Here is a 21,303-nt window from a genome sequence, read left to right as displayed (position 1 = left end):
CGGTCCTGAGTCGTCAGGGGTTGATGGGCCAGCCGCGCCGTGAGATTCGTGGGCGTCTGAAGACTTTCACCCTGGTGTGTGTGAATCGTCAAGAATCCCCCGGGTTGCCTTGGCTTGCATGTGTGCCGGGTTGGGTCTGTTTTGATTGTCTGGTATGTGATTCGCAATGTTTGACCTGGAGATTCCGGGTGCGTTAAGGGTTTGTGCAATGCGACACGAGGCAATCGCTGTCGTGGGCATCGGCCTTCGATTTCCTGGGGCCGAGTGTCCGCGGAGCCTGTGGAGGCTTCTGTGCGAGGGATTGGACGCCACCCGAGAGATCCCGACCTCCCGCTGGGAGAAGGGCTTGCTCCATGACCCCACCCCGGCCACTCCGGGGAAGGTGCGCCACTGGCGCGCTGGACTGCTGGAGGACGTCGCATCGGCGGATCCCCAGGCCTTCCGTCTGTCGAAGCGGGAGCTGCGGCAGATGGATCCCCAGCACCGCGTGCTGTTCGAGTGCGCGTGGCACGCGCTGGAGGACGCGGGCATCCCCCTGGATTCCCTCCGAGGCAGCCGCACCGGGGTCTTCGTCGGGGTCAACTTCAATGACTTCCAGCGGATGCTGGCGCGGGACTGGGGGGCGCTGGATGGGTATTCCGTGCTGGGGTCCACACCGTCCTTCGCGGCCAATCGCATCTCCCATGCGTTCGACCTCCGGGGGCCCAGCACCTGCTCCAGCGTGGGCTGCGCCTCGTCGACGACGGCCGTACATGAGGCCTGTAGAAGTCTGATGTTGGGAGAAGTGGACTGCGCGCTCGCAGGTGGTGTGGAGCTGATGCTCTCTCCGGACAGCAGCATCATGCTCTCCCAGGCCGGGGTGCTGTCGGCGCGCGGGGAGTGCCGGACCCTGGATGCCGGAGCGGATGGCTACATCCGTGGCGAGGGCGCCGGGATGCTCGTCCTCAAGCCGCTGTCCCGGGTGGACCCGACTGATCGCGTGTACGCGGTGATCCGCGGCAGCGCCGTGAACCACAACGGCCGGAACGAGTGGATCATGGCGCCCAGCATCGAGGCGCAGACGGACGTCATCCGTCAGGCCTGCTCACGGGGCGGCGTGGAGGCCGCCAGCCTGGACTACGTGGAGCTGCACGGCTCGGCCTTCCTCAAGGGCGACGCGGCGGAGGCCATCGCCATCGCCGAGGCGCTGGGTGGCGCGCGCTCGGAGCCCTGCCGGCTGGGCGCGATCAGCAACAACCTGGGCTATCTGGGGGCGGCGGCTGGCATCGCGCAGCTCATCAAGGTCTGCCTGTCGCTGTACCACCGCACCCTACCACCGACGATTCATGTGGATTCCCCTAATCCCACACTCGCTTTCGACGAGCTGGGGCTGCAAATCCAGTCAAGCCTGGAGGCCTGGTCAGACCGCGGGGCAGGTCGACCCGCACGCGCTGGCGTCGTGTCTACCTCCCTGGGTGGGTCCAATGCCTTTGTCGTCCTGGAGTCCGTCCCGGAATTTCCTCTCATGCAAGGGCTTGCGGCCATCTCGTCGAACCACCTCCTGGTGCTCTCCGCGCTGACCCCGGAGGCACTCAGGCAGCAGTCCCAGCAGGTTCTGGATTTCCTTTCGGAGAACGCAGACTCTGCTGTCCGGCTCGGGGATGTCTGTTTTACCGCGATGTTCAAGCGGCAGCACCATCGCCATCGTGCCGCGATGCTCGCCGGGGGGCGGGAAGGATTGATGCGAATGCTGAAGGCATTCATCGGTTCTCCGGAACAGACCCTCTGGGTGGAGGAGGGCCTGCCGAGCCACTGGGTCGAGGCGGCGCGGACCTATCTGGAGAAAGGCAGGGTTTGCCGCGAGGCCTTCCCAGGGCTCGAAGGACGATGTGTGAGTCTTCCGGCCTATCCCTTTCAGAGACAGCGTTTGTGGCCGGAGTGGCTTTCGCCCGAGGTGGTGTCTCGTGCTCCCTCGCGTTCGAGGCCGGAGTCCGCCGAGGCGCCCGTGCCCAGGACGGCCACGGGAATGGACTTCCGGGAGGGAACCACACCAGCGCGCGAGGCCCGGCTGCTGGAGCTCCTCCAGGGGCAGGTGGCGGCGGTGCTGGAGGTGGAGCCCGCGGAGCTGGACTGGCGAGGGCGGACGCTGTTCGAGCTGGGAATGAGCTCGGTGTCCCTGGTGATGCTCTCGGGTCGGCTGACGCGGGAGCTGGGCGTGGCGGTGGCGACGACCTTCCTCTTCGAGCATCCACGGTTGGACTCGCTGGCGACGGGCCTGCAGGGGCTCCTGGATTCGCGGGCGGGGGGCGCTCGGGCGTCTGACGAGGACGCGGGGCTGGTGGAGCGCATCTCCGGGTTGTCGGAGGCGCAGGCCCGCGAGCTGATTGCGCGGAAGCTCGCGGAGCTCGACCACGAGGAGGTGGAGGGATGAGCCGCGAGGACCGTGCGGGCGTGGAGTTGACGCCGCTGCAGCAGGCCTTGCTGACCATCGAGAAGCTCCAGCGCAAGCTCGGGGCTGTCGCCCGGGCTGACGACGGCGCCATCGCCATCATCGGGATGGGCTGTCGGTTTCCAGGCGGAGCCTCGAATCCCGCACGTTTCCGTGAGCTGCTCTGGAGTTCGGGTGTCGCGGTGACGGACGTCCCCGCTGAGCGTCGAGCGCTGCGGGGCGCTCATGACGCTGAGCCGTCCGCGCCTGGCAGGACGACGATGCGCCGGGCGGCGTTCGTGGAAGGCGTCGACCGGTTCGACGCGGAGTTCTTCCGCATCTCCCGACGGGAGGCGGAGGGGATGGACCCGCAGCAGCGCTTCTTCCTGGAGGTGAGCTGGGAGGCGCTCGAGGACGCGGGGCTCTCGCCGCACCGGCTCGCGGGGACGCGGACAGGCGTGTTCGCCGGCATCCACGCTCGGGATTACGCGCTGATCGCGGACGGTGGGTTGGAGCGCGTCGACGCGCACTACTCGACGGGCGTGGACGCGAGCTATGTCGCCGGGCGCCTCTCGTATCTGCTGGGCCTGGAGGGGCCCTGCATGGCCGTGGACACGGCTTGCTCGTCCTCGCTGGTCGCGGTGCATCTGGCCTGCCAGAGCCTGCGCGCGGGCGAGTCGACGGTGGCCATCGCGGGCGGCGTGAAGCTCCTCCTGGCGCCGCATCTGAGTGTGTTCCTGGCCAAGGCGGGGGCGCTCTCTCCTCGCCAGACCTGCCGCGCCTTCGACCGTGACGCGGACGGGATGGTGCAGGGGGAGGGATGTGGCGTGATCATCCTGAAGCGGCAGCGGGACGCCGTCCGGGATGGAGATCGAATCCTCGCGACGATTCGAGCCACGGCGACGAACCATGATGGCGCGAGCGGTGGGCTGACGGTGCCCAATGTCCGAGCGCAGGAGTCGCTGTATCGGCTCGCGCTGGAGCGCGCGGGACTCGAGGCGGGGCAGGTGGACTACCTGGAGGCCCATGGGACGGGGACCCGGCTCGGAGACCCCATCGAGCTGGAGGGGATTGCCAGGGTCTACGGGCGTGGGCGGGGCTCGGCGCGGCCGCTGTGGATCGGCTCTGTCAAACCGAACATCGGTCACACCGAAGCGGCGGCGGGAATCGCGGGGATCATCAAGGCGGTGACGGTCCTGCAGACGGGGGAGGTCCCGCCCGCTGTGCACTTCGAGCACCCGACGCCCGAGTTCACCTGGGAATGCTCCGGTCTCGAAGTGGTCCGCGAGCGCAGGTCCCTCCCGGAGCTGGGTCGTCCGCATCGGGTCGCCGTGAGCTCGTTCGGGATGAGCGGGGTGAATGCTCATGCGCTGCTCGAAGCGCATCGGGAGACGGTGGCTGCCGCTCCGGATGTGGGGCCCTACCTGTTGCCGCTCTCGGCGCGTGGCGAGGCCGCGCTGAGGGAGTTGGCTGGAGCGTGGTCGCGTCAGTTGCCGGGGATGAACCTCCGGGATGCATGCTTCACGGCGGGGGCGGGACGTGCGCACCACGAGCGGCGCCTCGCCTTGGTTGCCAGGACGCGCGAGGAGCTGCAGGCGCTGCTGCGCCGCGCTTCGGAGGGGCGTGAGGGGGAGGGGGCGTTCCAGGGGCGGCTCAAGGGCTCGGGCGGACGTGGCGTGGTCTTCGTGTTGGGAGATGACGTCTCCGCGGCCCGTGGGCGCATGCGCGCGGAGCGTGGCCAGGAGCAGGCATTCCTTCGCCACGTCGAGCAGCTCGACGGCGTCTTCCGGCAGGTGGCGGGCGTGTCCGTGTTCGAACTTGCGCGTGAGCGTGAGGCCGGGCACCTGCGCTCCGCCGACCAACGCGACGGCCTCGCCCACGAGGTGGCGGGCGAGTCGGTGGCCGAGCAGGAGCGCACGAAGGCGGCTGCACGCCTTCGCCCTATCGACGGGCGCGATGGCTTCGTCGGCGAGGCGGGCGATTCGGTGCTCGCGCAGGGGCGCGACGAGGTGGCTGCGCGCCGTCCCCATGGCGAGAGCCGCGATGGCCTCGTCGGCAGAACGCAGGGTGAGTCGGTGTTCCAGCCGGTGGGTGGGCACGAGGGGGATGCAGCGCTCCTCCTCATCTGTCAGCTCGCCCTGGCGGAGATGTGGCGCGCCTTTGGCGTCGAGCCGTCCGCTGTCGCCGGTCATGGCGTGGGTTCAATCTCCGCCGCCGTCATCGCGGGCCTGCTCACCGTGGAGGAGGCGCTCCGGAGCGTCCTGGGGCTTCTCCCGCCTGGCTCGCTTCCTGTCCGTCCGGCGAAGTGCGCCTTCCTGTCCTTCCGAGAGGAGGCGTGGCTGGACGCGGGAGCAAACGGGACAGCTGGCGACCTGGCGAACCGGGATGCTCCCGACGTGGACCTGTCCGCCGAACAGTTGATGGAGCGGAGCGCCTCCGTCTACCTGTCGCTGGCGTGTGAGGCCTCTCTCGGCGAAGCGTTGGAAGCGGCAGCGCAGCGCCGGGGCCGGGACGTGCTCGTGCTGCAGGCCGGCTTGGGGACCCGTCAGGAGCTGCTGACCCTCGCCGCGAGGCTCTACTGTGCTGGAGTCCCTCTCCGCTTCGAGCACCTCTTCCCGGAGGGGAGGAAGGTCGTCGCTCCGACCTACCCGTGGCAGCGCGAGCGCTTCTGGTGGGACGGCGAGATCGCGCCCGTGGTGGTCGAAGATGCCGCCGCGGGTGCGGAGTTGTTTCACGAACTCTCGTGGAGCCCTCGTGAGTCGGAGCACGCGCAGGCCCGACTGGATGGCACCTGGCTCATCGTCTCCGAGGAACCGGAGGCCACCCAGTCGCTCCGTGATGCACTGGCCGATGCGGGAGGCGAAGTGGTGCTGGCGCGTCCAGGTGCTGCCTTCGAGCGCGTGTCGGCTCGCGACCATCGTCTCGACTTCACCCAGGTCGCGTCCTTCTCGATGTTGCTGCGCGAGCTTTGCTCCGCTGACCAGCCGCTTCGCGGAGTGCTCTTCCTGGCTCGCGCCGGAAACCCCGAGTCCTTGCCCCGTGATGTCCGGGCCCAGGCCGTCGCCCTGACCTCGCTCGTTCAGGCCCTGGCCCGCGCGACGCTGGAGAGGCCCCCTCGGCTGTACCTCATCACCCGAGGCTCGCAGGCCGTGGGCGGAGGCTCGGAGTCGGTGTCTCTCCTGGGCGCCCCCCTCTGGGGGCTCGGGCGGGTCATCGCCTACGAGCACCCCGAGCTGCGGTGCCTCCGCATCGACGTCGACTCCGCGTCGGGGGTGGATTCGTCGCGGTTGCTCGTGGACGAGCTCCGTCGCTCCTCCTCGCCCGGCGCGGAGGACGACGAGGTCGCGCTGCGCGGAGACAGACGGCTGGTCCCGACGCTCACCCAAGGACGTCGTCCCTCCACGAAGCCGTTCCGTCCGCGAGCGGACCGCACGTACCTCATCACGGGCGGGCTCGGCGGCATCGGGCTCAGGTTGGCCTCCTGGCTGGTGGACCACGGCGCGCGTCACCTCGCGCTCTGCGGCCGGATGGGAGAGACGCCGGAGACGCGTCGGGCCCTGGCTCCCATGCGCGCCACGGGAGCGCGGGTGGACGTCTTCTCCGTCGATGTGAGCCAGTCCGAGGCGGTCGCGGACCTGTTGCGCTCGGTGCGCAGTGGAGGACCTCCCCTCGGCGGGCTCTTCCATTGCGCGGGTGTGCTGGCCGACGGCTCCCTGCTCCAACTGGAGCCCCGGAGCTTCGACCGCGTCATGGGCCCCAAGGTGGACGGCGCCTGGAACCTCCACACACTGGCCACGGATGACTCGCTGGAGCAGTTCGTCCTGTTCTCATCGACCGCCTCGTTGCTGGGCGCTCCGGGGCAGGCCAACTACGCCGCGGCGAACGCCTTCCTCGATGCGCTGGCCCACCTTCGTCGCGCACGGGGGCTGCCCGCCATCAGCCTCCAGTGGGGAAGCTGGGCGGAGGTCGGCATGGCCGCTGCGGACGCCAGGCGCGGTGCCCGACTCGCCGAGCACGGCATGGAGCCCATGTCCGTCGACGCCGCGCTGTCCGCCATGGCCCTCACGCTCGCGGACTCCCCCGTGGTCCGCGCCATCGCCCGCTTCGATGCGGAGCGCTGGGCACGCAGTCACCCATCCGTGGCGCGCTCGTCCCTGTTCCGTCCCCGGGTCCACGCGCCCGCCGCGGAGGCTGAGCCGCGCAAGCTCCGCGAGGTGCTGCTCTCGCTGGAGGGCTCCGCGCGCTCCCAGATGATGGAGGCCCGGCTGAAGGACATGGTGGCCCAGGTCTGCCGACTGGCTCCCGAGCGTCTCGCGGCGACGGATTCGTTCGAGTCGCTGGGCCTCGATTCCATCATGGCGCTGGAGCTGCGCGACCTGGTCCTGGGCGAGCTCGAGGTGGGGCTGCCCCTCAAGCGCTTCGTGGATGACGGCTCCATCGGGCAGGTGGCGGCCGAGCTGCTGGAGAAGCTCGCCGTCGCCAGTGTGATGGGCGGAGTGTCCTCGGTGCGCACCGATACCAAGCGGGTCCTCCTATGACGCTGGCGGAGCTCCTCCAGTCGCTGGCCGCTCACGGCATCACGCTGAGCGTGGACGGCGAGCACCTGGCCGTCGACGCGCCGGACGGGGTGCTTCCCCCGCACCTGCGCGAACAGCTCATGGAGCACAAGGCGGCGCTCCGCGCACTCCTGTCGGAGCGGGACGAGCCTCTGTCAGGCACTCCCTTGGAGGTGGTTCCTCGGCCCGAGGAGCGGCACCTGCCGTTCCCGATGACCGAGCTCCAGCAGGCCTACAGCGTGGGCCGACAGGCCGAGCTGGAGATGAACGCGTCGATGCACGCGTACAACGAGCTCGACTGCCCCGCGCTCGACCTCGCGCGCTTCGAGGAGGCGTGGAACCGGGTCGTAGACCGACACGAGATGCTGCGCGCCGTGGAGGCCCCGGGCTTCCAACAGCAGATCCTCCCCTCCGTCCCTCGCTACCACCTGCCCGTCGAGGACCTGCGCGGGCGCGGCCAGGAGGCGGCCGAGGCACGCATCGTCGCCATCCGCGAGCGGCTGTCCCAGCAGGTGCTCCCGCTCGACCAGTGGCCCCTGTTCGAGCTGCGCGCGTGCCTGCTCGACGGCGACCGCGTGCGCCTCTTCATGAGCATCGATGGGACCTTCATCGATGGGTACAGCTTCCAGCTCCTCTACCGGGACCTGGTGCACTTCTACCGGCACCCCGAAGCCATCGCCGCGCCTCTCACGCTGTCGTATCGGGACTACTCGCTCGCTGTGCACCACGCCCGAGGTGCCCGCTACGCGCGCTCGCTCGAATACTGGCGCGCACGCCTCCCGCACCTTCCCCCCGCGCCCGACCTCCCGCTGGAGAAGGACCCCCGTACGCTCCGGCGCCCGCGCTTCCGCCGCTGGTTCGCGCGCGTGGACGCGGAGGTGTGGCAGCGGCTCAAGCAGCGGGCCCGTGCACGCCGGCTGACCGAACCCGAGCTGCTGCTGGCCGCGTACGCGGAGGTCATCGCCCGCTGGAGCCGTGGCCCGCGCTTCACGCTCAACGTCCCGCACTTCAACCGGCTGCCCGTCCACCCCCAGGTCAACGACATCATCGGCACCTTCGCCAGCTTCACGCTGGTCGAGGTGGACCACCATCCGGAGCGCAGCTTCACCGAGCGCGCGCTGGCGATTCGCGAGCAGCTCCTCCTCGCGCTCGAACATCGCGAGGTGAGCGGCGTCGAGCTGCTGCGAGAGCTGTTCCGCGCCCAGGGGCGCATCTCCGGCGCCATCATGCCCGTGGTGATGACGAGCTTCGCCTCCCACTCCCGGAGCGGGGACTCGCATTGGGTGGACTTCCTGGCGGAGTCGTTCGGCGGGCTCGTCGAGGCCCTCACGCAGACGCCACAGGTGTGGATCGACCTTCAGATCGTCTACCAGCGGGGCGGCGTCTTCCTGAACTGGGACGTGGCGGAGGAACTCTTCCCGTCCGGGATGCTGGAGGACATGTTCGCCAGCTTCCACGCGCTGCTCCTCCGATTGGCGGAGGACGACGCGGCCTGGGAGCGCGCGGACCTGGACCTGCTTCCGCCGCGCCAGCGCGAGCTCATCGCCCGCGTCAACGACACGGCCCGTCCGCTGAGTGGTGAGCTGCTCCACACGGGCTTCTACCGGAACGCCGCCGCGCGTCCCGACGCACTCGCCCTGGTCGCCGAGGGGTGCACGCTGAGCTATGGCGAGCTGGCCCGCCGCGCCAACCGCCTGGGCCATGTGCTGCGCGAGCGTGGCGCCGCGCCCAATCACGTGGTCGCGGTGGTGATGGAGAAGGGGTGGGAGCAGGTCGTCGCGGTGCTCGGCGTCCTGGCCTCGGGCGCCGCGTACCTGCCCATCGACGCGGGCCTGCCGCTGGAGCGGCGCTCCTTCATGATGCGCAACGGCGGCGTCGAGCGGGTGGTGACCCAGCCGAAGTTCGCCCGGGACTCGTGGCCCGGGTCCGTCCAGGTGCTGGTCCTCACCCCCGAGGCCTTCGGTGAGTACCCCGACGCGCCGTTGTCGACCGCGCAGCGGCCCGAGGACCTCGCGCACATCCTCTACACGTCCGGATCCACGGGCCAGCCCAACGGGGCGATGCTCACGCACGCGGGGATGGTCAACGCCATCGAGTGGACGAACCGCAAGTACGGCGTCGGGCCGGATGACCGGCTCATCGCCCTGAGCGCCCTCCACCACGACTTCTCCGTCTACGACGTTTTCGGAACGCTGAGCGCGGGCGGCACGGTGGTGATGCCCGATGCCTCCCGGCGCAGAGACCCCTCGCATTGGGTCGAGCTGATGGCCCGTCACGGCGTCACGCTCTGGAGCACCGTGCCGGCGATGATGGAGATGCTGCTGACGTACCTCGAGGGAGGCAACGTCCGGCTCGCGTGTCCGCTGCGGCTCGTGATGTTGGGGGGCGACTGGATCGCCGTCACGCTCCCCGGGCGCCTGCGCGCGCGCTTCGGCGGTGTGAAGGTGGTGAGCGTCGGCGGACCGACCGAGACGTCGCTCTGGAACATCACCCATCCCGTCGAGGAGGCGGACGAGCGTCGTCGCAGCATCCCGTACGGCAAGCCCATCGCCAACACCCGGTACTACGTGCTGGACGAACGGATGGAGGAGCGGCCTGTCTGGGTCCCCGGCGAGCTGTGCTGCGCGGGCATTGGCGTGGCCCTGGGCTACATCGGCGCGGGGGCGGGCTCGCGGAAGTTCACCGTCCACCCTCGCACGGGCGAGCGCATCTATCGCACCGGAGATCTCGGCCGGTATCTGCCCGATGGCACCATCGAGTTCCTCGGCCGCGTCGACTTCCAGCTCTCCATCCGTGGACAGCGCATCGAGCCCGGAGAAATCGAAGCGGCGCTGCTCCGTGCTCCGGACATCCGCGCCGCCGTGGTGGGGGCCGTCGGTGAGCACCATGAGAAGCGACTCGTCGCATATGTCGTCCTCGCGGACGGTGCGCGGGAGCTCGACACGAGGCGCGTCCGCGAGTTCCTCTCGCGCGTGCTCCCCGAGCACATGGTGCCCGCGACGTATGTCGTGCTGGACGCCCTTCCGCTGACCCGCAACGCCAAGGTGGACCGCCGGGCGTTGCCTCACCCCGACGAGGTCGCCCAGGCGAAGCAGGACACCGCATCGCGGCCGCCCCCGGCGATAGGGGGCGGCGAAGGGACGCGCGCGCTCCAGGACGCGCTGTCCAAGGCCGTCGGGGCCGTGCTGGGGATTCCGGCGGTCCATCCGGATACCAACTTCTTCGAGCTCGGCGCCAACTCCGTGCACCTCATCCAGCTCCACCTGCGCATCAAGCAGGCCCTGGCGCTGACCATCCCCGTCGTCGAGCTGTTCGGGAACCCGACGGTCCGCTCGCTCGCGGCGCGACTCGGCGCTCCGGGGACCGCGGCGCGTACCACGCCCGTCGTCGAGGCACCTCCGACGCAGGAGGACCGGGACATCGCCATCATCGGGATGAGCGGACGCTTCCCCGGCGCGGCCACGCTCGATGCGTTCTGGCGCAACCTGGTGGATGGCGTCGAGTCCGTCGGCACCTTCACCGATGACGACCTGCGGGCCGCGGGCGTGAGCGAGTCGGCGTTCCGGGACCCGCGCTACGTCCGCGCCTCGGCGGTGATGGAGGACTTCGACGCGTTCGACGCCGACTTCTTCTCCCTCACCCCCCGCGAGGCGCGCTCGCTGGACCCTCAGCAGCGCGTGTTCCTGGAGTGCTCGTGGGAGGCGCTCGAACACGCGGGCTACCCACCTGGCGCGGGCGACGCCGTCGTCGGTGTCTACGCGGGCAAGAGCGTCAGCCACTACCGCTATCCGTATCCGGACCTCACGCGGCCGCTCAGCTTCTTCCAGGACCTCGTGTCCCAGGACAAGGACTTCCTGGCGACGCAGACGTCCTACAAGCTCGACCTGCGCGGTCCGAGCCTGAACCTCCAGACGGCCTGCTCGACGTCGCTCGTCGCCGTGTCGACGGCCTGCGACGCGCTGCTCGACGGACGCTGCGACATGGCGCTCGCGGGCGGGGTGGCCATCAAGGTCCCGCACAAAGTCGGCTACCTCTACGAAGAGGGCAGCATCTTCTCGAAGGACGGCCACTGCCGGCCGTTCGATGCCCGGGCCAGCGGCACCCTCCCTGGAAGCGGCGCCGGCGTCGTCGTGCTCAAGCGCCTGAAGCGAGCGCTCGCCGATGGGGACCGGGTCCTCGCGGTCATCAAGGGCTCCGCCATCAACAACGACGGGCACCGGAAGGTCGGCTTCATGGCGCCCGGTGTCGAAGGGCAATCCGACGTCGTCCGCCGGGCGCACCAGCGCGCCGGCATCGACCCTCGGAGCATCTCCTACGTCGAGGCGCACGGGACGGGGACCGCCATGGGCGACCCCATCGAGGTCGCGGCGCTGACCCGGGCCTTCGGTGAGCAGGCGGAGTCCCGGTCCTGTGCGCTGGGCTCGGTGAAGAGCAACATCGGGCACCTGGACAGCGCGGCGGGAGTCGCCGGGCTCATCAAGGTCGTGCTGTCCCTCCAGCACCGCACCCTCGCGCCCTCGCTCCACTTCGAGGCGCCGAACCCGCGCATCGACTTCGAGCACAGCCCGTTCTTCGTGGTCGACAAGGCCACGCCGTGGAATGTGGCGAGCGGCCCGCGCCGCGCCGGAGTCAGCTCCTTCGGAATCGGCGGCACCAACGCGCATGTGGTGGTGGAAGAGGCTCCCGCGGCACAGGCGCCCGAAACCTCCGGCGCGGATCGCCCCCGTCATGTCCTGACGCTCTCGGCGCGCAATGACGCGGCGCTGCGGTTGCTCGCGGGCCAGTACCAGGCGCTGTTGGAGGGAACCGACGTGTCGCTCGCGGACGTGTGCTTCTCCGCGAACACGGGGCGAGTCGCCTTCGAGCATCGGCTCGCCATGGTGGCCTCGGAGCGTGGTGCCATGGCCGCCTCGCTCGGCGCCGCGGCGAGGAGCGAGGAGCGTCCGGGGTTGGTACACGGCGTGCTCGACGCGAGGTCGTCGCCGAAGGTCGCGTTCCTCTTCTCGGGGCAGGGCTCGCAGTACGTCGGCGCGGCTCGCGAGCTCTATCCGACGCATCCGGGTTTCCGCCGCCGCATCGATGCGTTCGATGTGCTGCTGCGTGACGTCTGGGGACGCTCGCTCCACTCCGTGCTCTATCCGGAGCCGGGACACGACTCGCCCATCGACCAGTTCGACTACGCGCAGCCGGTGCTCTTCGCGCTCGAGTACGCGCTGGCCGAGCTGTGGATGTCCTGGGGCATCCAGCCCGATGTCCTGCTCGGACACAGCACGGGAGAGCTGGCGGCGGCGTGCCTCGCGGGGGTGTTCAGCCTCGAGGACGGACTGAAGCTGGCGCTCCACCGTGGCCGGCTGATGCATCAGCTCCCAGAGGGAGGAAACCTCGCGGTCTCCACGGGTGAGGCGGAGGTGCGCGAGGTCCTGGCGCGAGGCGGATGGAGCTGCTCCATCGCCGCGCGCAATGGTCCCGACAACGTGGTCGTCTCCGGTCCCCCTGGCGAGCTGGGGGAGGTGGCCTCGGCCCTGGAGTCGCGCGGCCTCAAGGTGCGCCGCCTGAACATTCCGCGCGCGGCCCACTCGGTCATGGTCGAGGCCATCCTCCCGGAGTTCAGGGCCGTCGCCTCCACGCTCTCCTACACGCGGCCCGCCATCCCCATGGTCTCCGGGATGACCGGCGAGCCCATCACGGACGCCATCACCACGCCGGACTATTGGTGCCGCCAGCTCCGAGACCCGGTGCGTTTCGCGCAGGGCGTGGAGCACCTGTACCGCGACGGGGTGCGGGTGTTCATCGAGATGGGGCCCAAGGCGACGCTGCTCGGCATGGCGGCGCGGTGCGTTCCGGAAGGGGAGTGCGCGTGGCTGCCGAGCCTGCGGCCCGAAGACGGCGGCTGGCAGCAGATGTTGGAGAGTCTGTCGGCGCTGTATGTCCGAGGCGTCCGCGTGGACTGGACGGCCTTCGAGGCGGGCTTCACCCGGCGCAAGGTGGCGCTCCCCACGTATCCCTTCCAGCGGCAGAGGTACTGGGAAGAGGGCGCGGGGCTGCAGCGGCTTCAGGGCACGAGCGTCACCCGGGAGGAGCACCCCCTGCTCGGCGCGCGCCTGCCGCTGGCCGTGATCGGGGCGGACGCGCTGCTGTTCGAGTCGACGCTGGGTCCTTCGTCGCAGGCCTTCCTGGGGCAGCATCGCGTCTTCGGGACTCCGACGTTGCCCGCGACGGCCTACGTCGAGATGGCGCTGGCCGCGGGCGCGCGACTGCTCGGCACGAAGGCGCCGCGGTTGGAGAACCTGTCCTTGCTCGCGGCGATGACCTTCCCTGGAGACTCCAGTCGCAGGGTGCAGTGCTCGGTGAGCAAGGACGAGGCTGGCACGGCGACGGCGCGCATCTTCAGTCGCGCGATGGATGACGCGGAAGGCGAGTGGGTCCTTCATGCGACCGCGACGCTCCTCGCCCCACTCGAGGGAGAGGCGCCTGGTGAGTCAGCGGGCTACGACGCGGTGCTCGCGATGCAGCGGGCCGCGCTGCTCATCCCAGACCCTTATCGAAGGGCGCGGGAGTCCGGGGTCGACTTCGGCGCGGAGTTCCAGGGCATCACCGAGCTGCGCCGACAGTCGGAGCAGGTCCTGGCCCGAATCGAGAGGCCCGCCGCGCTCGGGGACCACGACGCGTTCTTCGCGCACCCGGCGCTGCTGGATGCGTGCCTCCAGGTGGTGGGCGGCGTGTATCCGGAGTCGAGCGGCTCCGAGCTCTATGTGCCGATGAACGTGGAGAGCCTCGAGCTGTTCGGAGGACTCGACGCGCGGATGTGGAGCCACGCGGTGGTGCTGCCCCTGGATGCCACGTGGAAGCGGCTTCGCGCCGATGTCCACGTCTTCGGGAGGGAGGGGAGGCTGTGCGCGCGAGTCCTCGGACTGGAGCTCCAGCGGACCCGTCGGGAAGCCTTGAGCCCGGCGACCCAGGCCCCGTTGGATGGATGGCTCTACGAGCGACGGTGGGAGCCGCTCGCGCTGGAGGCGGCGGGCACCCCTCCGACGGAGCGCGGACCGTGCCTGATTCTCGCGGACGAGCGTGGGCTGGGGCTGCAGCTCGCGCGAGCACTCGAACGGGATGGACGGACCTGCTTCATCGCGTTCCGCGGCCAGACGTTCCGTGCCATCGGCGACACGCGCTTCGAGTTGCCGGAGGACCCCGAGGTGCTCGCGGAGGCCCTGCGGACCCTGCGGCTTCCGGCCTCGCTCTCGGACGTCATCCTGCTGTGGGGGCTCGACGGCGCGGATTCGGAGGACCTCGACCCGGTGAGCCTCGACGCGGACGCGCGGCGCGGATGCGGAGGCGGCCTCGGGCTGCTGCGCTACCTCATCGAGCGTGGATACTCCCAGGCCGTGTGGTGGGTGACGCGGGGCGCGCAGGCCGTCGTCACCGGGCAGTCACTCCCTGGGATTGCACAGTCGCTGCTCTGGGGCCTGGCGCGACCTGTCGCCATCGAGTCCTCCGAGCTGGATGTCCGGTGCGTCGACCTTGATCCACGGAGCGCACCGGATGCGCAGGTGGAGGCGCTCACGCGGGAGCTCCACGCGCGAACAGAAGTGGCGGACAACCAGGTCGCCTTCCGCGGTGGCCGCCAGGTCGCACGGCTGCGCAGGGTCTCTGCTCGCGAGGTTCTGCCCGCGTCCTCGCGGCGGGCGGGCGCTGACGCTGTCCGGGAGGATCGCACCTATCTCGTGGTGGGTGGGCTCGGTCGGCTGGGGTTGCTGACGGCGGAGCTCCTGGCGAATCGGGGCGCGCGGAGCCTCGTGCTGACGGGGCGTGGCGCGGTGGGGCCGGAGGCGGCCGAGCGGCTGGCGCGACTGCGCACGCTCGGGGTGCGCGTCGAGTACCGACAGGTGGACGTCGCGGACGAGGACGCGCTCGCGGCAGTGCTCCGGGAGATCTCCGACGAGCTCGCGCCGCTGGGTGGCGTGTTCCACTCGGCGGGTGTGCTGGATGACGGAGTCCTGCGCCAGCAGCGCTGGGCCCGCTTCGAGAACGTGCTCAGGCCCAAGGTGAGGGGAGCGTGGAACCTGCACCGGCTGACCTCGAAGCTCGCGCTCGACCACTTCGTGTTGTTCTCGTCCGTGGCCTCCCTGGTCGGCTCCGCCGGACAGTCGAACCACTGCGCGGCGACGGCGTTCGAGGACGCGTTGGCGCATCACCGCCGAGCCCTCGGACTGCCGGGGCTCAGCATCAACTGGGGGGTGTGGGCGGGAGACGCCGGAGCCCGCGTGGACGTCGGCGCGCGCTCCCACACTCCGGGCTGGGGGAGCCTCCCCGTGCGCGAGGGGCTGGCGGCACTGGAAGCGCTGCTCACGAGCCCTGTCGCGCAGGTGGGCGTCGCGGAGATCGACTGGGCGGTGTTCGGCGGTGGCCGCTCCTCGCCCTACGACGCCGAGCTGCGCGACGCGGCCCGGGGGCGGACCGTGGAGCGCGCGCGCTTCCTGGAGACACTCGCACGCTCGCCCGTCACGCAGCGTCGCAAGCTGCTCCTGGACTACCTGCGTGAGCAGGTGGCGTGGATTCGCGGCGCGGCCTCCGGTGCGTCGGTCGACCCCTCGCAAGGCTTCAGCGAGATGGGCATCGACTCCCTGGCGGCGCTGCAGCTCAAGAACCGGCTCCAGAGCGGCTTCGGGCTCTCCCTGCCCGCCACCCTCGTCTTCAACTACCCCACCACCGAGAAGCTCGCGGAGCAGCTCGCCACCGCGTTCCTTCCCCTGGAGTTCGCCTCGCCCACCAGCGCCCCTCCCGAAGCCCCGGAGCAGGGCACGTCCGAACTGGAGAACCTGTCCGAAGCGCACCTCGCCCACCTGCTCGAAGAGCAGCTCTCGAAGATGAACTAGGAGCCCGCCGTGTCCGCCCAGGCAGACCATGCGGAGTTGATGAAGCGCGCGCTCCTGAAGCTCCAGGAGGCGCAGGCACAGCTCGACGCCCACGCACGCGAGCGGCATGAGGCCCTGGCCATCGTCGGCATGGGATGCCGGTTCCCGGGCGATGCCTCGACTCCCGGTCGCTACTGGCGACTGCTCCTCGACGGTGTCGACACCGTCACCGAGGTCCCCAAGGAGCGATGGGACGCGGAGGCCTTCTATCACCCCGAGCCCGACCAGCCGGGGAAGGTCTACTGCCGTCACGGCGCGTTCCTGGAGGACATCGACCAGTTCGAGCCCCGGTTCTTCGGCATCTCCCCGCGCGAGGCGGCGCGGATGGACCCGCAGCACCGGCTGCTGCTGGAGGTCGCCTGGGAGGCACTGGAGAGCGCGGGGCGCGACCCGAGCTCCCTGCGAGGAAGCCGAACGGGCGTGTTCATCGGGATGATGGGGCAGGACTACACGCAGCTCGCCACCCAGTCCCCCGAGCTCATCGACGCGCACACGGGGTCGGGCAATGGCGCGAGCGTCGCCTCGGGGCGGCTGTCGTACACGTTCGACTTCCAGGGGCCGAGCCTCACGGTCGACACCGCGTGCTCGTCGTCGCTGGTCGCCGTCCATCTCGCGCTCCGCTCGCTGCGCCAGCGCGAGGTCGACTTCGCGCTGGTGGGCGGGGTGAACCTGGTGCTGTCGCCGGTCGCGACGTTGATTGAGTCGCGCGCGCACATGCTCGCCGTGGACGGGCGCTGCAAGGCCTTCGATGCGGCGGCCAATGGGATGGGAAGAGGGGAGGGCTGTGGCCTCCTCTTCCTGCGGCGGCTCTCGGATGCCCTCGCGGACAAGGACCCCATCGTCGCGGTGATTCGTGGCTCGGCGGTCAACCAGGATGGCCGGACCAGCGGGTTGACGGTCCCGAACGGGCTCGCGCAGCGACAGGTCCTCGCGGAGGCACTGAGGGATGCGCGCGTCGATGCGGCGCGCGTGGGCTACGTCGAAGCCCATGGGACCGGGACGGCGCTCGGTGACCCCATCGAGCTGGAGGCGCTCGCCGCGGTCTACGGGGACAGGGCGACGCGCGAGCAGCCCTTGATGGTGGGCTCGGTGAAGACGAACCTGGGCCACCTGGAGGGCGCGGCGGGCATCGCGGGGCTGATGAAGGCCGCCCTGTGTCTGGCGAACGAGGCGATTCCTCCCCACCTCCACTTGCGGACCCCCACGCCGCACGTCGACTGGAGCCGGCTCTTCGTCGAGGTCCCCACCGCGCGGCGCGACTGGCGAGCCGAGGCGCCGCGCTTCGCGGCCGTGAGCTCGTTCGGGTTCTCGGGCACCAACGCGCACGTCATCCTCGAGTCCGCGCCGCGTCCGGAACAGGCGGCCGTCCAGGCCACCGCGCGCCTGCCGCAGCTCTTGACGCTCTCGGCCCGCACGAGCGGCAGCCTGCGCCGGTTGGCGGCGTCGTTCGCGGACGCGCTCGGCGGGGCGCGCGAGGATGCGCTCGCGCAGGTCTGCCACACGGCGAGGGTCAGCCGGAGCTCGCTGGAGGAGCGCGTGGCCTTCGTGGCCTCGACCTCCGAGGACCTGGCCGCCGCCCTGCGCGACTTCAGCCGTGGCGAGTCCCGAACCCCCGGCGCGTGGGTCGAAGGGCAGCGAGGCCCGGAGGCGCCGCTCGTCGCGTGGCTCTTCACCGGGCAGGGGGCCCAGTACGTGGGCATGGGGCGGGAGCTGTTCGAGACGGAGCCGGGCTTCCGTCGCGACCTCCTCCACTACGAGGAGATCCTCCGCCCCCATCTCGACCGGCCGCTGACCGAGGTGCTGTTCCAGGGCGACGCGGGCGCGCTGGACGAGACGCGGTACACGCAGCCGGCAATCGTGGCGCTCGAGCTGGCGGTGGCCGGTCTGCTGCGCTCGTGGGGCCTCCACGCCGACGCGGTCCTGGGGCACAGCGTCGGTGAGTATGCCGCCGCCATCTTCGCCGGCGCCCTGACCGCCGAGGCCGGGCTCCCGTTGGTGGCCGAGCGCGCGCGGCTGATGCAGGCGCTGCCCGAGCGCGGCGCCATGCTGGCCCTCTTCACCGACGAGGCGCGAGTCCTCCGAGCCGTGGCGGGGCATGAGCGGGTGTCGCTGGCGGCGCTCAATGGGCCAAGGAACACGGTCATCTCCGGAGCGCGGGAGTCGCTCGACGCCATCGCGCGCGAGCTGGCCGCCGAGGGCATCGAGAGCCAGCGCCTGAAGGTCTCGCATGCGTTCCACTCGCCGCTGATGCAGCCGATGTTGGAGTCGTTCGCGCGCGTCGTCGCCGGTGTGCGCCTCCAGGCGCCGCGGGTGTCCCTCATCTCCAACCTCGACGGCGCCGAGGCAGGGGAGGGCTTCACGTGTCCGGACTATTGGGTCCGGCATTGCCGCGAGCCGGTCCGCTTCGCGGAGGGACTCCGCACGCTCCTCCAGCGTGGGGTGCGCGCCTTCCTCGAGGTGGGTCCGAAGCCGGTCCTGTCGAACCTCGCGCGAGACCTCGCGGCCTCCGAATCCGCCCTGTGGCTGGAGACGCTGCACCCGCGTCGCTCGGACCGGATGGGACTGCTGCGCGCCGTGTCGGAGCTCTACGTGCGTGGCGCGACGGTGGACCTGGCGCGCGTCGATGGCGCACGCGGGCGCATCGCCCTTCCGACCTATCCGTTCGAGCGGCAGCGGCACTGGCTGGACGTTCCCGCGCCCTGGTCACGTCCCACGAAGCCCGCGGTGCATCCACTGCTCGGTGAGCGGTGGGACTCCGTGGCGCTGCGTGAAGGCACCGCCGTCTTCTCGCGAGAGCTGGAGGCGCGGGCCCTTCCACTCCTGGAGGACCACCGCGTGTTCGGCAAGGCGGTGGTCCCCGCCGCGGCCTTCGTGGAGATGGTGGTCTCGGCCGTGGCGCAGGTGTCGGGCTCGGAGTCCATGACGCTGGAGGCGGTGACGCTCCACCAGCCGCTCGTCCTGCCGGAGTCGCGCACGCGCGTCGTCCAGACGCTCCTGGAGGAGCAGGGCGCCGCGGGCTTCACGTGCACCGTGATGAGCCGGGAGGACGAAGGGCGGGGCGAGCGCTCCTCCTGGATCACCCACCTGACCTGTCGGGTCCACGCGCCCGGTGCGACGCCGCCGCCTCGGGTGGCGCTGGAGGCACGACGGCAAGACTGCCCCAGCCCCGTCGACCTCGAGGCCTTCTCCGAGGCGATTCGTCAGCGCGGGCTCGACTACGGCCCCTCGCTGCGAGTGCTGTCGTCGCTGCACCGGGGGCCTGGGGCCGCGTGCTCCTTCAGCGAGGTGGAAGCGCGTGGCGTGGGCTACCGCGCCCATCCGGCGCTGCTCGATGCGTGCCTCCGGACCGCGGCCGCCGTCACGCCCCTGTCGCCAGACGACGCGCTGCTGCTCCCGGTCGCCATCCACCGCCTCGACCTCTACCAGCGCCTGCCCGCGCGCCTCTGGACCTTCGCCTCGCAGCGCGCCCAGGCCGGCTCGACGGAACACCCCACCACCGACATGACCCTCTGCGCCGAGGACGGCAGCGTGGTCGCGTCCCTCACCGGGCTCTCCGTCCGCAAGGCCGAGCGGGAGGTGTTGCTGCGCGGCCTCGATGTGGACTGGCAGGACTGGCTGTACCGCGTCACCTGGCGCCCGTGTGCCTCCCAGGGCGAGCTGCGCCCGGCGGGGCAGCACTGGGTCGTCTTCATCGGCGATGAGGACGTCGGGGACTCGCTGGCCGCGCTGCTCGAACAGCGGGGTGCCCGAGTCACCCGCGTACGCAAGGGCCTCTCCGTGGACCCCGCGAGGCCCGACCACTTCGACCACCTGTTCTCGCAGTGGCACGGCGCGGCTCCGCACGGCCTCGTGTACCTGTGGGGCGACGATGAAGAGGGGTCGAGCTGCGAGGGCGCGCTGCACCTGGTGCAGGCCCTGGCGCGAGTTTCCTGGACGCCCCGGTTGATGCTCATCACCCGAGGCACTCAAGCGCTGTCCTCCGATGCCCACGAGCCGCGCATCGCGCAGGCGCCGCTGTGGGGCCTCGGGCAGGCGGTGTCCACGGAGCTGCCGGAGCTGCGCTGCCTCCGGGTCGACCTCCCCGGTGCGCCCGTCAACGGGGAGGCCGAGGCCTGCCTGCGTGCGTTCGCGCTGGCCGAGCAGGAGCAGCAGGTCGCCGTGCGCGCGGAGGGCTTGTCCGTCGCTCGCTTGGAGCGCGCCCGCGCTCGCGCGGTGACGCGGAAGCTGGAGCTCTCCTCGGACGCGTCCTACCTCGTCGCGGGTGGACTGGGCGGGCTTGGACTCCGACTCGCGGGGTGGCTGGCGGACCGGGGCGCGCGACACCTCATCCTGCTGGGGCGGCATGGGCCATCGGCGGAGACCCAGCGGCAGCTCGACGCGCTGACGGCGCGAGGCGTCCACATCCGTGTGGCCCTGGCGGACCTGGCTTCTCGCGACGAGCTCGCGGCGGCCCTGGCCCAGCTGAACGACGCTCCTCCGCTGCGAGGACTCTTCCACGCCGCGGGAGTCCTCCGCGACGGCACCCTGGCCCATCAGACGGCGGAGCGCTTCCGCGAAGTGCTGGCACCCAAGGTCCAGGGCGCGTGGAACCTTCACGCGCTCACCGCCGGGATGCCGCTGGATTTCTTCGTCTGCTTCTCCTCGGCGGCCTCGGTGCTGGGAACGCCGGGGCAGTCCAACTACGTCGCCGCGAACGCGTTCCTCGATGCACTGGCCCAGCTCCGGCGCGCGCAGGGGCACCCCGCGCTGACCCTCAACTGGGGCTCCTGGGCAGAGACGGGGATGGCCGCGCGAATGGGCCCGGCGTCGGCGAGGTCGCCCGCGGCCCTGGGCTTCGGGACGATTCCGGTGGAGCGGGGCCTGGAGGTCCTGGAGCGCCTCATGGGGGGAGCGTACACCTCGCTCGGTGTCTTCCCCATCGACTGGACCCGGCTCGCGGAGCAGTGGCCGGGACTCTCGCGTCAGGCCTTCTTCCAGGGCCTGCTGGGAGGCGCGCCGATGGAGCCGCGGGCGCCTTCCTTCCGCGCGCGACTGGACGCGGCCGCGCCGAACCGGAGGTTGGAGCTGCTGCGCCAGCACGTGGCGGAGCAGGTCGCACGCACGTTGGGGCTGGCGGAGTCGGAGCGGCTCTCCGGTGGCGAGCGGCTCTTCGACCTGGGCTTCGATTCACTGCTGGCGGTGGAGCTGAAGAACCGGCTCGCGAGCAGCCTCGGCAAGAGCCTGCGCTCCACGCTGGTCTTCGATTTTCCCTCGGTGTCGGGGCTCGTCACGCACCTCGCGGGAGAGCTGGGGCTGGGCGAGCCCACCCAGCGGCCACTGGAGGGTCCGACGCGGGAGGACGCATTGACCGCGGAGATACAGGCGCTGTCGGAGCAGGAGCTCACCTCACTCATCGACCAGGAGCTGGTGAGCGCGCTCACCCGCTGAG

4 protein-coding genes are annotated in these 21,303 nt (G+C 70.8%); all 4 read left to right on the top strand.

The features are described 5' to 3' along the window. The first annotated feature begins 208 nt into the window (after positions 1-208). Genes AC6JA9_RS23600 through AC6JA9_RS23585 form a run of 4 tightly spaced genes read left to right on the top strand, consistent with a single transcriptional unit; the run spans position 209 to position 21,302 of the window. A complete protein-coding gene (locus AC6JA9_RS23600; protein WP_497960741.1) occupies positions 209-2,410 on the top strand; it encodes a beta-ketoacyl synthase N-terminal-like domain-containing protein in 2,202 nt (733 codons plus the stop codon). Further along, positions 2,407-6,945 (top strand): type I polyketide synthase, encoded by a 4,539-nt coding sequence (locus AC6JA9_RS23595; RefSeq protein WP_497957868.1) that lies wholly within the window; start codon positions 2,407-2,409, stop codon positions 6,943-6,945. The genes AC6JA9_RS23600 and AC6JA9_RS23595 overlap by 4 nt, the downstream gene beginning before the upstream one ends. After that, the gene (locus tag AC6JA9_RS23590) at positions 6,942-15,836 is read left to right on the top strand and encodes an amino acid adenylation domain-containing protein (protein WP_497957867.1); all 8,895 of its coding nucleotides are present in this window, start codon (positions 6,942-6,944) and stop codon (positions 15,834-15,836) included. The genes AC6JA9_RS23595 and AC6JA9_RS23590 overlap by 4 nt, the downstream gene beginning before the upstream one ends. 39 nt (positions 15,837-15,875) lie before the next feature. Continuing rightward, positions 15,876-21,302 (top strand): type I polyketide synthase, encoded by a 5,427-nt coding sequence (locus tag AC6JA9_RS23585; RefSeq protein WP_497960739.1) that lies wholly within the window; start codon positions 15,876-15,878, stop codon positions 21,300-21,302. Position 21,303 lies beyond the last annotated feature (1 nt).

The organism is Myxococcus sp. MH1 (assembly GCF_059738865.1).
This window is presented reverse-complemented; position numbering and strand designations above follow the sequence as displayed.

What these genes read in the sequence shown, in the direction of transcription:
- AC6JA9_RS23600 (WP_497960741.1), top strand. Translation starts at nt 209, where the DNA reads ATGCGACACGAGGCAATCGCTGTCGTGGGCATCGGCCTTCGATTTCCT.
- AC6JA9_RS23595 (WP_497957868.1), top strand. Translation starts at nt 2,407, where the DNA reads ATGAGCCGCGAGGACCGTGCGGGCGTGGAGTTGACGCCGCTGCAGCAG.
- AC6JA9_RS23590 (WP_497957867.1), top strand. Translation starts at nt 6,942, where the DNA reads ATGACGCTGGCGGAGCTCCTCCAGTCGCTGGCCGCTCACGGCATCACG.
- AC6JA9_RS23585 (WP_497960739.1), top strand. Translation starts at nt 15,876, where the DNA reads ATGAAGCGCGCGCTCCTGAAGCTCCAGGAGGCGCAGGCACAGCTCGAC.